This window comes from Chromobacterium sp. IRSSSOUMB001 (genome assembly GCF_023507765.1).
Lineage (GTDB): Bacteria > Pseudomonadota > Gammaproteobacteria > Burkholderiales > Chromobacteriaceae > Chromobacterium > Chromobacterium haemolyticum.
In genome coordinates this window covers 90,037-102,419 of the sequence record NZ_JALCYU010000016.1, presented here as the reverse complement: position 1 = coordinate 102,419, position 12,383 = coordinate 90,037, and the positions used below count along the sequence as shown (strand labels likewise).

General features: G+C 61.1%; 12 protein-coding genes and 1 tRNA gene. 2 read left to right on the top strand and 11 right to left on the bottom strand.

Features of this window, described 5'->3' with window-relative positions; translation table 11 throughout:
- Positions 1–14: 14 nt before the first annotated feature.
- Positions 15–1,160 carry a PLP-dependent aspartate aminotransferase family protein gene (locus tag MOV80_RS19440; RefSeq protein ID WP_249605407.1) on the bottom strand — a complete coding sequence of 382 codons (1,146 nt, stop codon included), beginning with the start codon at positions 1,158–1,160 and terminating at the stop codon, positions 15–17.
- Positions 1,161–1,394: 234 nt separating this feature from the next.
- Here MOV80_RS19440 and MOV80_RS19435 point away from each other — a divergent pair, with 234 nt between their 5' ends.
- Positions 1,395–3,149, top strand: a complete 1,755-nt coding sequence (locus MOV80_RS19435) for a long-chain fatty acid--CoA ligase (protein WP_118268337.1) — start codon at positions 1,395–1,397, stop codon at positions 3,147–3,149.
- 52 nt (positions 3,150–3,201) lie between these two features.
- On the opposite strand, the gene MOV80_RS19430 is transcribed toward MOV80_RS19435, so the two are convergent.
- The 10 genes from MOV80_RS19430 to MOV80_RS19385 all read right to left on the bottom strand — a co-directional run bounded on the left by MOV80_RS19430 (position 3,202) and on the right by MOV80_RS19385 (position 11,476).
- Entirely contained in the window at positions 3,202–3,864 is a 663-nt protein-coding gene (locus tag MOV80_RS19430) for an amino acid ABC transporter permease (RefSeq protein ID WP_118268338.1), read from the bottom strand.
- Positions 3,865–3,943: 79 nt separating this feature from the next.
- Positions 3,944–4,717 carry a transporter substrate-binding domain-containing protein gene (locus MOV80_RS19425; protein ID WP_232060426.1) on the bottom strand — a complete coding sequence of 258 codons (774 nt, stop codon included), beginning with the start codon at positions 4,715–4,717 and terminating at the stop codon, positions 3,944–3,946.
- Between the two features lie 211 nt (positions 4,718–4,928).
- Positions 4,929–6,020 (bottom strand): redox-regulated ATPase YchF, encoded by a 1,092-nt coding sequence (gene ychF, locus MOV80_RS19420; protein WP_043589896.1) that lies wholly within the window; start codon positions 6,018–6,020, stop codon positions 4,929–4,931.
- A gap of 76 nt (positions 6,021–6,096) precedes the next feature.
- On the bottom strand, positions 6,097–6,678 hold the full coding sequence (gene pth / locus MOV80_RS19415) for an aminoacyl-tRNA hydrolase (RefSeq protein ID WP_019102264.1): 582 nt from the start codon (positions 6,676–6,678) through the stop codon (positions 6,097–6,099).
- Positions 6,679–6,769: 91 nt separating this feature from the next.
- Positions 6,770–7,057, bottom strand: coding sequence for a 50S ribosomal protein L25 (rplY, locus tag MOV80_RS19410; protein WP_043589895.1), 288 nt, complete (start codon positions 7,055–7,057; stop codon positions 6,770–6,772).
- Positions 7,058–7,117: 60 nt separating this feature from the next.
- Positions 7,118–8,101 carry a ribose-phosphate pyrophosphokinase gene (locus MOV80_RS19405; protein WP_043589892.1) on the bottom strand — a complete coding sequence of 328 codons (984 nt, stop codon included), beginning with the start codon at positions 8,099–8,101 and terminating at the stop codon, positions 7,118–7,120.
- Between the two features lie 88 nt (positions 8,102–8,189).
- A tRNA-Gln gene (locus MOV80_RS19400) sits at positions 8,190–8,264 on the bottom strand.
- A gap of 7 nt (positions 8,265–8,271) precedes the next feature.
- Positions 8,272–9,129 carry a 4-(cytidine 5'-diphospho)-2-C-methyl-D-erythritol kinase gene (gene ispE, locus MOV80_RS19395; RefSeq protein WP_107732886.1) on the bottom strand — a complete coding sequence of 286 codons (858 nt, stop codon included), beginning with the start codon at positions 9,127–9,129 and terminating at the stop codon, positions 8,272–8,274.
- A gap of 50 nt (positions 9,130–9,179) precedes the next feature.
- Positions 9,180–9,719, bottom strand: coding sequence for a lipoprotein insertase outer membrane protein LolB (gene lolB, locus MOV80_RS19390; protein ID WP_019102260.1), 540 nt, complete (start codon positions 9,717–9,719; stop codon positions 9,180–9,182).
- On the bottom strand, positions 9,719–11,476 hold the full coding sequence (locus MOV80_RS19385) for a tetratricopeptide repeat protein (RefSeq protein WP_039755368.1): 1,758 nt from the start codon (positions 11,474–11,476) through the stop codon (positions 9,719–9,721). The genes lolB and MOV80_RS19385 overlap by 1 nt, the downstream gene beginning before the upstream one ends.
- A gap of 78 nt (positions 11,477–11,554) precedes the next feature.
- Here MOV80_RS19385 and mutM point away from each other — a divergent pair, with 78 nt between their 5' ends.
- Positions 11,555–12,370 carry a bifunctional DNA-formamidopyrimidine glycosylase/DNA-(apurinic or apyrimidinic site) lyase gene (mutM, locus tag MOV80_RS19380; protein WP_039755375.1) on the top strand — a complete coding sequence of 272 codons (816 nt, stop codon included), beginning with the start codon at positions 11,555–11,557 and terminating at the stop codon, positions 12,368–12,370.
- Positions 12,371–12,383 lie beyond the last annotated feature (13 nt).

Genomic DNA, 12,383 nt, shown 5'->3' with positions numbered 1-12,383 from the left:
GACGCGCTCTTCAATCAGTCCGCCAAAGCCTGCTCCAGATCAGCCAGGATGTCCTCGATGTCTTCTATGCCTATCGACAGTCTCACTCCACCTTCGCGGATCCCCAACAGGGCCTTCTGCTCGGGCGGCATGCCACCGTGCGACATCGTATAGCTGTGATTGATCAACGACTCGACTCCACCCAGCGACTCCGCCAACGCGAACAAGCGCAGCCGCTCCGCCAATCTGCTGGCCGCCTCGCGGCTATCGTCCTTAAGCCAGATGCTGACGATGCCGCCGAAGCGACGCATCTGTCGGCGGGCCAAATCATGCCCCGGATGCTCAGGCAGCCCCGGGAAGAACACCCGCTCCACCTTGGGGTGCGATTGCAGGTAATTCGCCACCCGCTCCGCGTTGTCGCAATGGCGGTCCATGCGCAAATGCAGGGTCTTGATGCCGCGCAGGGTCAGGAAGCAATCCTGCGGCCCCGGCACCGCGCCGGCGGCGTTCTGGATGAATTTGATCTCGCGGTGCAAGGCATCGTCGTTGACCGCCACCAGGCCCAGCAAGACGTCGGAGTGACCGGCCAGATACTTGGTGGCGGAATGTACAACGATGTCGGCGCCCAAATCGAGCGGATTCTGTAAATAAGGCGTGGCGAAAGTGCTGTCCACCGCCACTCGCGAGCCATGAGCGTGCGCGATCTTGGACAACTCCGCGATGTCCACCATGCCCAACAACGGATTAGTGGGCGACTCCAGCCACAGCAGCCTGGTCCGCGCGCTGATCAGCGCCGTCAGGTTCCGACTATCGCTCAAATCCGCGAAAGTGATCTTGACGCCCGCCGGCTCCATCACCTTGCTCAGCAGCCGGTAAGCGCCGCCATAAAGGTCCGCCACCGCGATCACCTCGTCGCCCGGCTTCAGGCAGGCACGCAGCACCGCGTCGATAGCCGCCATGCCACTGGCGAAGGCCAGGCCGTGGCGGGCGTTCTCCAGGCTGGCCAGGCAGGCCTCCAGCGCTGCCCGCGTGGGATTGCCGGTACGGGCGTACACAAAGGGCATGGATTCGCCGACATGGCCGTATTCGAACACCGAAGTCTGGTACACCGGCGGCATCACCGCCTTGCCATGCTCTGCGTTGTCATAGCCGGCATGAATGGATCTGGTTGCAAATTTCACGACTTTTCCTCAAAAAATCATTCACTTGTCCGCCTTGTCGGACAAACCGACTGCAATCAAGCTTCTAGCGCGCCGCAGCCATGACTCTTTCATCATTTTTCGAAAACTTCAAGGAAACCGCTGTTAAAACGGTGACTACTCCCTTGATCTTGACTAAATTTTTAGCAGCTTTGGCTTTACATCCACGCTCTTTAGGACTATTTTGCAGCGTTTCGCATTCAAACAATTGTACGAATGAAGCTAGAACGCGTATTTGACATCCTGCCCCGCCAACTCGAACGCCACCCGCGCACCGACTGCCTCGCCGCCAAAACCGGCAAGGAATGGCGCAGGTTGTCCACCGAGGAAGTCGCGGACAGCGTCAACCGCTTCAGCCTGGGTCTGCTGGAGTTGGGCATCGCCAACGGCGACAAAGTCGCCCTCGCCGCCGACAACTCCATAGAATGGGTGCTGGCCGATCTGGCGCTGCAGCAAATCGGCGCCGTCAGCGTGCCGCTCTACCCCACAATGACCCTTGATGATGCACGCTATATCCTGACTCATGCCGAGGTCAAGCTCGCTTTCGTCGGTAATGCCGCATTGCAACGCAAATTGCATGAAGCGCTGGGCAAGTTCAGCTGCCCGATCTACGGCCTGAGCCAGATCGAAGGCTGCCCGTCCTGGACCGAAATCCTGGCCCAGGCCAAACCGGAGCGGCAGGCCGAGCTGGAACGCCGCCGCGACGCGATCCAGCCGGACGACGTCTACACCATCATTTACACCTCCGGCACCACCGGGCGCTCCAAAGGCGTGATGCTGTCGCACCGCAACGTGCTCAGCACCGTGGTCGCCACCGCGGAATTCACCCGCCTGCCGCACGGAGAATGCCGCGCGCTAAGCTTTTTGCCGCTGTCGCACATCTTCGAGCGCGCCGGGGTCTTCTACTATATGTACAGCAGCGCCGGCGTTTACTTCTCCAGCGTGGAATGCCTGTCCTCCGCGCTCGCCGACATCCGTCCGCACACTTTCAGCGCGGTGCCGCGCGTGCTGGAGAAAGTGCACGACAAGCTAGTGGGCAAGGCGCGCGAATTCAGCGGCTTCAAACGCCGTCTTTATCTGTGGGCCGTGGAGCGCGCCGAGCGCTTCGACCCCAACGCCCGCCACTCGCCGCTGGAAGCCGCCAAGCACGCGCTGGCCGACAAGCTGGTTTACCGCAAATGGCGCGCCGCGATGGGCGGCGAGCTCAAATGGATCAATGTCGGCTCCGCCGCGCTGCAGCCGCGGCTGGCGCGCCTGTTCTGGGCCTGCGGCGTGTCGGTGGCGGAGGGCTACGGCATGACCGAATCCGCGCCGGTGATCTCCGCCAACCCGTTCAACGCCAGGGACACCCGGATCGGCAGCGTGGGCCTGCCCTTGCCCGGCGTGGAAGTGCGCCTGGCCGACGACGGCGAAATCCTGGTGCGCGGCGACAATGTGATGCTCGGCTATTACAAGGAGCCGGGACTTACCGCCGAAGCGCTGAACAACGGCTGGCTGCACACCGGCGACATCGGCGTGCTGGAGCACGGCTACTTGCGCATCACCGACCGCAAGAAGGAAATGTTCAAGACCAGCAACGGCAAATACATTGCGCCGCAAGCGCTGGAGAACAAGCTGAAGGAATCCGCCTTCATCGACCAGATCATGGTGGTGGGCGACGGTCAGAAGTACGCGGCGGCGCTGATTGTCCCGCTCTTCGAGAAACTGAAGGAATGGTGCGCCGAACACGGCATCGCCTACACCACCGACAGCGAGATGAGCAGCCACCCCAAGATCGTCGAGTTGATTGACCGCGAGATCAAGCGCTTCAACCGCTACTTCGGCAACTGGGAACACATCAAGAAATTCACCCTGATCGACAAGCCCTGGTGCGTCGACGCCGGCGAATTGGCGCCCACGCTGAAGCTGCGCCGCAAGGTGATCGCCGAACGCTGCCGCGCAATGATAGAAAACCTCTACGCCCCGGCCTGAGCCGGATGCGACAAAGCCCCGCAACGCGGGGCTTTTTGCTTGAAGACGGCGGTCAACGCTTGTGGGCTAATTCCAGCCGCCGCTCCACATAACCCTGCACCCGCTCGAAGCTGGCGCTCAGCACCCAGTAGATCGCCGCCGCGGCCAGATAGAGCGGCAAGGGCTGAAAGGTCTGGGCGATCACTTCCTTGGTCGCCAGCATCAATTCGGTCACGGTGATCACCGATACCAGCGAAGTATCCTTGATCAAGCTGATCAGCGAATTGGACAGGCTGGGCACCGACAAACGCAAAGCCTGCGGAGCGATGATGTGGCGCATGGTCTGCCACCAGCTCAGGCCCAAGGATAGGCCGGCGTCCCACTGGCCGCGGTGCACGCCGGCGATGCCGCCGCGCAGGCTTTCCGACAAATAGGCGGCCACATTCAGCGTCAAGGCCAGAATGCCCGCCGTCACCGGCCCCAATTCAATGCCCGCGCCTGGCAGACCGTAATAAATGACGAAAATCTGCACCAAGAGCGGGGTGCCGCGCATCGCGCTGACATAGAAGGCGGCCAGTTGCGCCAGGACCGGCACTTGCGCCACACGGAGCAAGGCCACGACGAAGCCCAGCGCCAGCCCCAGGATCATGGAAACCACCGCGAACATCAAGGTATAGCCCGCGCCTTGCAATAGCACCGGCAGCGCCGATTCGAACAGGACGATCCAGTCAGTCATTCACGTTTTTCCAAAAAAAACCGACGCCCCCGCGCAAGCAGGGGCGTCTTGCCCTATCCACTCTGAAATCAACTGCCGCTTATTTCTTGGCCGCCACCGGCGCTTTCGACACGTCGATGCCGAACCATTTGACCGAGATCTTCTTGAAGCTACCGTCGGCCTTCATATCGCCCAGCGCCTTGTCTATCGCCGCCTTGAACTGCGGATTGTTCTTGGCGAACGGGATAGCCATCGTCGCCACCTCGCCCACCGGCGCGCCGGCCTTCAAGGGCAACTTGGCCTGCTTGATGGCGAAGGGGATCAGCAAGCTGTCGTTCAGCGCCGCGTCCACGCGGCCGCTGGCCAGATCCTGTAGGTATTCGGGCGCGCCGGGATAGGTTTTCACCTCGATGCCGGCCACGGCCTTGGCCATATCGGCGTAATTGCTGCCCTGGCCCACGCCCAGCTTCTTGCCTTTCAGGTCCGCCAGGCTCTTGAAAACGCGGCTCTCGTTCTTGCGCACGATCAGCTGCGCACTGGAATAAGTATAAGGCTGGGAAAAGTCGAACACGTCCTTGCGTTTGTCGGTCACGCCCACCTGATTGACCACGATGTCGAACTTGCCGGCCTGCAAGCCCGCCAGCAGGCCGCTCCACTCCGCGGTGGTGAATTCCGGCTTCACTTTCAGACGCTTGGCGATTTCAGTGGCAATCTCGACATCAAAACCAGTCAATTGCTGCTTGGCGTCCTTGAAGTTGAACGGCGGGTAAGTGCCTTCCAATGCGATTTTCAAACTGCCGCGCTGCTTGACCGTATCCAACAAGTCCGCCGCAAACGCCTGGCCAGCCAGGCCCGCCATTACAAGAACCGTCATCAGCTTGCGCATATCAATATAACCTTTGGTAATTTCAAAGTATTTTAATTAACTTTTGCAGAATAACACTACTAGATTGACCTGCCAAGAGTCGATACTAAGCCCCTTCACAAACTAGGTGGCATCCAATACTTAGACAAGCAGTAATCCATACCCCGCGCATAAAAAAAGCATGAGCCGATGACTCATGCTTTTTTTGTTCCCCGCTAACTCAGACGTTAAACAGGAAGTTCATCACATCGCCGTCCTGGACCACGTAGTCCTTGCCCTCGGCCCGCATCTTGCCAGCCTCCTTGGCCTTGGCCTCGCCGCCCAGTGCGATGAAGTCAGTATAGGCGATGGTCTGCGCGCGAATGAAGCCGCGTTCGAAATCGGTGTGGATCACGCCGGCCGCCTGCGGCGCGGTGTCGCCGATGTGAATGGTCCAAGCGCGCACTTCCTTAACGCCGGCGGTGAAGTAGGTCTGCAGACCCAGCAGCTTGTAACCTGCGCGGATCAGACGATCCAGACCCGGCTCTTCCAAGCCCAAGGTTTCCAGGAACTCGGCCTTGTCGGCGTCGTCCAGCTCAGCGATTTCGGACTCGATCGCCGCACATAGCGCCACTACCGGCGCGCCTTCTTTATCCGCCAGCTGCTGCACCCGCTCCAGCAAGGGGTTGTTGCTGAAGCCGTCTTCAGCCACGTTGGCCACATACATCGCCGGCTTGATCGTCAGCAGACACAGCGGCTTGACCAAGACCATTTCTTCCGGGCTCAGGTCCAGCGAGCGCGCCGGCAGGCCTTGATCCAGATGCGGCACCAGCTTTTCCAGCACCGCGATCAAGGCGCGCGCATCCTTGTCGCCGGATTTCGCCTTCTTGCCCTCACGGTTCATCGCCTTTTCCACCGCGGACAGATCGGCCAACGCCAGCTCTGTGCCTATGGTTTCGATATCGGCGATAGGATCCACCTTGCCGGCAACGTGAACGATATTCTCATCCTCGAAGCAGCGCACCACGTTGACGATAGCGTCGGTCTCGCGGATATTGGCCAGGAACTGATTGCCCAGACCTTCGCCCTTGGAAGCGCCCGCCACCAAGCCGGCGATGTCGACGAATTCGACGATGGCCGGCTGGATGCGTTGCGGATTGATGATCTTGGCCAGCTCGGCCAGACGCTGGTCCGGTACTTCCACGATGCCGACATTGGGCTCGATGGTGCAGAACGGATAGTTGGCGGCCTCGATGCCAGCCTTGGTCAGCGCATTGAACAGGGTGGACTTGCCCACATTGGGCAGGCCGACGATACCGCATTTCAGACTCATGTCCGCATTCCTTCGAATTCTTGAAAAATCTTGTTCTGCCGCAGCATAGCCGCAAGCCGGCGGTTTGCCCAGCCGCTCATTTGGCCGCGGTGTGCAATTCCTTCATCGCCGCCGCCATCTTGCCGCCGATGGCCGCCGGCAATTGCCGCAACGCCTGCTCGATCGCCTCGTCCAGCCCCTGCTGTTCCTCGGCGCGCGGCTTCTTCAGCACAAAATTGGCGACTTCGTTGCGGTCTCCCGGATGACCGATGCCCAAACGCAAGCGCCAGAAAGCCGGCGAGCCCAAGCGGGCGGCGATGTCCTTCAAGCCATTGTGGCCCCCATGGCCGCCGCCCTGCTTGAAACGGGCCGCGCCCGGAGGCAGATCCAGTTCGTCGTGCACGACGAGAATCTGATCCGGCAGAATCTTATAAAAATGGGCCAGCGCCAACACCGCCTGCCCGGACAGATTCATATAAGTCATCGGTTTGAGCAGCCAGACGTCCTGTCCCTCGATATCCACGCGGGCGATATCGCCGTGAAATTTGCCGTCGGTGCGCCAACTTCCCTTATAGCGCCAGCACAACTCATCCAACAGCCAGAAACCGGCGTTATGGCGCGTTCTATCGTATTCGGGGCCGGGGTTGCCCAAACCCACTATCAGGCGAATGCCGGACATATTCTCTTATTCCAAATGAAAAAGCTCGTTGCGGGCCGACGGCTAGCAACGAGCTTTTCAACCGTTACCGTCAGACGGCACGGCAGCTAGATTACACGCGAGCGAAGTCGATGTGCATTACTTGCTGTTTGTACGGGTGCATTTGGAACGCAGCCACTTTAACTTGTTCTTTCTGGCCGTCGATCACCAGATCCAGAACGGAAGTGTGGAACGCTTCGTTCTTCAGCGCGTAGTACATGGTGTTGTGGTCCAGAACGATGGACACGGCTTCTTTGGAAGCGCCGTAAACAACGGCCGGAACCTGGCCGGCGTGACGCAGGCGGCGGCTCGCACTCGTACCCGACTCTTCACGCTTGCTGGCGGTATATTCAAAAGACATGGCAAAACTCCAGTTTCAGATTAAAAGCACCCGGCCCGCCGCGACCAGCGGGCCCGATGTTCACGGCAGGCAGGCGCCCGCCGCAACCAGTTCCTCATTGAAGAGGTAGGACACCGATTCTTCGTTGTTGATCCGGCGCAGCGTCTCGGCCAGCAGGCCGGCGATGGAGGCCACCCTGATATTCGGGCAGGCTTTGGCCTCGGCGGTCAACGGGATGGTGTCGGTCACCACCACCATATCGATGTCGGAATTCTTGATGCGATCGATCGCCTGACCGGAGAAGATCGGGTGAGTCGCATAGGCCAGCACGCGCTGGGCGCCGCGCTCTTTCAGAGCGCTGGCCGCCTTGCACAGGGTGTTGGCGGTGTCGATCATGTCGTCGACGATCAGGCAGGTGCGGCCGGACACGTCGCCGATGATGTTCATCACTTCGGCCACATTGGCCTTGGGGCGGCGCTTGTCGATGATGGCCAAGTCGGTGTTCAAGGCCTTGGCCATCGCGCGGGCGCGGACCACGCCGCCGACGTCCGGGCTGACCACGATCAGGTCTTCGATGCGCTGCGAGCGGATGTCCTTCAACAGCACCGGCGTCGCGTAGACGTTGTCCACCGGGATGTCGAAGAAACCCTGAATCTGGTCGGCGTGCAGGTCGACGGTGAGCACGCGGTCGATGCCGGCGCTGGTCAGCATATTGGCCACCAGCTTGGCGGAAATCGGCACGCGGGCGGAACGCGGACGACGGTCCTGGCGCGCATAACCGAAGTACGGAATTGCCGCGGTAATACGACCGGCCGAAGCGCGTTTCAGCGCGTCGGCCATAGTCAGGATTTCCATCAGATTGTCATTGGTCGGCGCACAGGTCGACTGCAGAATGAACACGTCGCGTCCGCGGACGTTTTCCAGCAGCTCCACCGCCACTTCGCCGTCGCTGAACTTGCCGACGTCGGCGCGTCCCAACGAGATATCCAGATGTTTGACTACGTTTTGGGCCAGTTCCGGGTTCGCGGTCCCGGTGAATACCATCAAACTGTCGTATGCCGCCATGATTCGTGTGCCTTAGCTAGATAAAGAAAAAGCGTGTAAGGGATTCTTACACGCTTTTTTCATGCTCTCTCTTATTGAGAGAAAGTCTTGGCTGGGGAGGTAGGGATCGAACCTACGAATGCCGGAATCAAAATCCGGTGCCTTACCACTTGGCGACTCCCCAGTAACCTTTATTTAGCGTTGTCGATCAAGGGATGGACATCGAGTCCTTTTGCTAAAAAACCCTTATATTTTATCGACACCGCCTGATAAACTTTATCGGCTTCGTCTTTAGACTGGCACTCCAGAAACACACAGGAACCGGAACCAGTCATCAGCGGCGAACCATATTTTCTTAATTCGGTCAGCACTTCATTCACCGCTGGGTACATATTCGAAACAACGTTTTGCAGATCGTTTCGTCGTTGCTGCGTTGTTTCGAGGATTCGCATTATGCCGACGCCCCCTACCTCTGTCAACACCTCTTGCGAGAAATTTTGAAATATTTTGCTGGTGGGCACTTGCACCTGAGGGTGAATTACCACATACCATGCCGGCTTCAATTTGATTTCATTCAGTTTTTCGCCAACGCCGGTAGCCAGCGCGCTGCGACCAAAAATAAACACCGGAACGTCCGCGCCCAGCTTCAAGCCCAGTTCCTGCAACACCGCCCGCGGCAGATTCAGTTCCCACATGCGGTTAAGGGCCAGCAAAACGGTGGCGGCGTCGGAGCTTCCGCCGCCCAAACCACCGCCCATAGGTATCTTTTTATCCAGACGAATGGCCACGCCCAACCCGCACTGGGCATGGGCCTGCAATAGACGCGCCGCGCGCACCGTCAGGTCCTGCTCCGGATCCACGCCGGCAATCGGCGTCTCCAGCACAACACGGCCGTCGTCGCGCAGGGCCAGCGACACTGTGTCGCTGAAGTCGACGAAGCGGAACACCGTCTCCAGCAAATGGTAGCCGTCCGGGCGCTTGCCGACGACATGCAATAAAAGGTTGAGCTTGGCCGGGGCCGGAAAGTCTTGGAATACGGGGGAACTCATCAACAGAACACCATGGCAATCATTGAAATAACACGTATGTGGCGATGCGGTCAGCGCCAGTCGCGGGTCACCACTCTGACCGTCAAACCGTCTCGGGCCAGATCCACGCGCTTGGGATAGCGCTCGCCGGACTCGGCCTCGCGCACGAAGCGGATACGCCACCCCTGCTGCAACAGCTCGCCGTCGGGACGGATCTCGCTAGCTTCGCCCGGCACCGGCATGCCGCGGATCCACCAGGCCAAGCCGGACAGCGGTAGCGGCCAGCCCAGGGTTTTCTCGGTCAGGCTTTCCACATCCGGCGCCTGCCAGGCCTTGCCGTCCGCCAGCAGGGTGACGCCGCCGGCGTCGCGGACCACTTCGGCCACGGTATTGCCCAACGGCGAGTTGATCGCCAATTGGTCGCGCTCGGGCTGATGCCGCCAATCGAAGTTGGCGACATGCCCCTTGCCGTCCAGATTGACCGACAGACGCCCGCTGACCGCGAACGGCTGATCCGCGGACTGCGTCGCGGAGGGCATGAACACCGCCTCGCGCGTCGCGCAGCCGGTCACAACAAGCGACAAAGCCAGAATCAGACCGCCCCACCTCATCAATGCGCCCCCAGACGGCGCATGGTATCGCGCAGCACATCATGTTCCGGGCTAGCTTCCAGCGCCTTGTTCCACACCCCCAGCGCCTCCTCTTTCTTACCCAGCTTCCACAGCACTTCGCCCAGATGGGCGGCCAGCTCTGGGTCCGGCAACAGCGCATAGGCCTTCTGCAGCGTCTTCAAGGCCGCGTCCAGGCGGCCCAGCTTGTACTGCGCCCAGCCCAGGCTGTCCAGGATGGTGGGATTGTCCGGCTCGCTCTTCAGCGCCTTCTCGATATAGCCCAGCGCTTCCTGATGACGGCTGGTGCGATTGGTCAGGGTATAGCCCAGCGCGTTCAGCGCCTGGGCGTCGCCCGGCTTTTCCTTCAGCACTTGCTTGAGATCGCGCTCGGCGTTGCCGACATTGCCCAGGGTGTCCGACACCAGCGCCCGCTCGTACAGCAGCTCCGGCGCCTTGGGCATGCGCAGCAGCGCCTTGCTCAGCAAATCGTGGGCCTTGCCCGGCTGTTTGGCTTCGCGCGCCAGCTGGGACTGCAGCAGGGCCAGGGTGATTTTCTCCTGGTCGTTGCCGCCCAAGGGCGCCAGACGCGCCAGGGCCAGATCCAGCTTGCCGTCGCCGGCCTCCATCACCGCCAGCCGGCCTTGCGCCGGCAGAAATTGCGGCCCGGCGCCCACCATCTCATACCAACCCTTGGCCGCGCCGACGTCCTGGCGCTCCTCCGCGATCTGCCCCAGGGTGTAGCGAATGAAATTGGCCTCCGGATGCCCTGCCGCCAGCGCCTGGCGCAGATGCCGCTCCGCGGCAGGCAGATCGCGCATCTGGTAAGCCATCAGGCCGGACGCGTAGAGCAAATCGGGATTATTGGGATTGCCGGGCAAGAGCTGATCGAAAGCCTGTCGCGCCTCGGCGAAGCGCTTGGCGCCCACCAGCAGCCGCGGCTTGGCCAGCTTCAGCTCCAGGCCGGCATTAGGCCGTCGCGCCAGTTCGCGTTGCAGAAAATCAATGGCCTGATCCAACTGCTCGCGGCGCAGCCGATCCACTTGCCAGGCCACCGGCAAGTCCCAGGCCGGCGCGATCTGCGCCAGCCGGTCGAACTCGCGGTTCATCGTGGCCTGGTCGCCGGCTTCGGCGGCCACAGCCAACAGCGCGAAGCGCGCCTCGGCCAGGTCCGGATAACGGGCGGCGAACTGCTTGACCAATTCATAAGCGGCCTGCTTGTCGCTCTGGCGCGAGGTCAGCCGCGCCAACTGAACGAAGATGGCCGGCGCGCGCTCCGGCTCTTTCTGCAGCAGCGCCTCGATCAGCGGCTTGCTTTCCGCCAACTTGCCGGCGCGCAGCAGGGTGATGAACAGCTGTTCTCTCGCCGGCACCGAATCCGGCGCCAGTTCCATCCACAAGGTCAAGGCTTCCGAGGTTTCCTTCAGCAGCCCTGCGAACATAGAAAACTCGGCGGCCCGTTGCGCCAGCCGCGGATCGCGCGTTTGTCGCGCCAGTTCCAGATAGGTCACGGCGGAAGCGCCCACCGAGCCGCGCTGGGCGGCGATTTCGCCGGCCACCACGCCATAAAGGATTTCCGGCGTCAGCTCCGCCTTGGGCAATAGAGTTTCATCTTCTTTCTGCGTTATCGCGGCCTCGTCGCCGGCCGGTTTGCCGGCATCGACCGCCTTCGCCGCGCCCGGGTGCTTGAAATTGGCGCATGCCGACAGCAGCGCGACCATCAGCAAAGGGAGTGTTTTTTTCAGCCGTTGCATTCGCATGGAGTCAGAGACCTGCTTATAAACCTGTTGAATGCGTAGAATAGCATGACCTGTTTTTATCTTCGCGCCATTCTACCCATGCCTGAACTGCCAGAAGTCGAAACCACCCGCCGCGGGATTCTGCCCCACCTCTTGAACGCCAAACTGGACGGCGCCGTGGTCCGCCACGCCGGCCTGCGTTGGCCGGTGCCGCCGGAGCTGCATGCCACCCTGCGCGGCCTGACGATACGTTCCGTCGACCGCCGCGCCAAATACCTGCTGCTGGGCACCGACGCCGGCACCCTGATCATCCATCTGGGCATGTCCGGCAGCCTGCGTTTCCTGCCTGCGGACACTCCACCGGAGAAACACGACCACGTCGACCTGCTGTTGGGCCCCAATGTGCTGCGCTACCGCGACCCGCGACGCTTCGGCGCGGTGCTGTGGCATGTCGGCGCCATCGAGCACCATCCCTTGTTGCAAGCGCTGGGGCCCGAGCCGCTGTCCGACGACTTTGACGGCGACACGCTGATCCGGGCCGCGCAACGCCGCGGCAGCGCAGTCAAGCTGATGCTGATGGACAACCACGTGGTGGTCGGGGTCGGCAACATCTACGCCAACGAGGCGCTGTTCCACGCCGGCATCCATCCAGCACGCGCAGCCAACACGGTGCGCGACGGCGAATACCGCCGGCTGGCCGAGGAAATCCGCAGCGTGCTGAACCGAGCCATCCAGGCCGGCGGCAGCACGCTGCGCGACTTCGTGCACAGCGACGGCAAGCCCGGCTATTTCCAGCAAACTTATATGGTGTACGGCCGGCAGGACCAGCCCTGCCGGCAATGCGGCACGCCGATCCGGCATTTGCGCCAGGGCCAACGCAGTTCCTACTATTGTCCGCTATGCCAGCCATGCTAGAGTTACGGCCTCA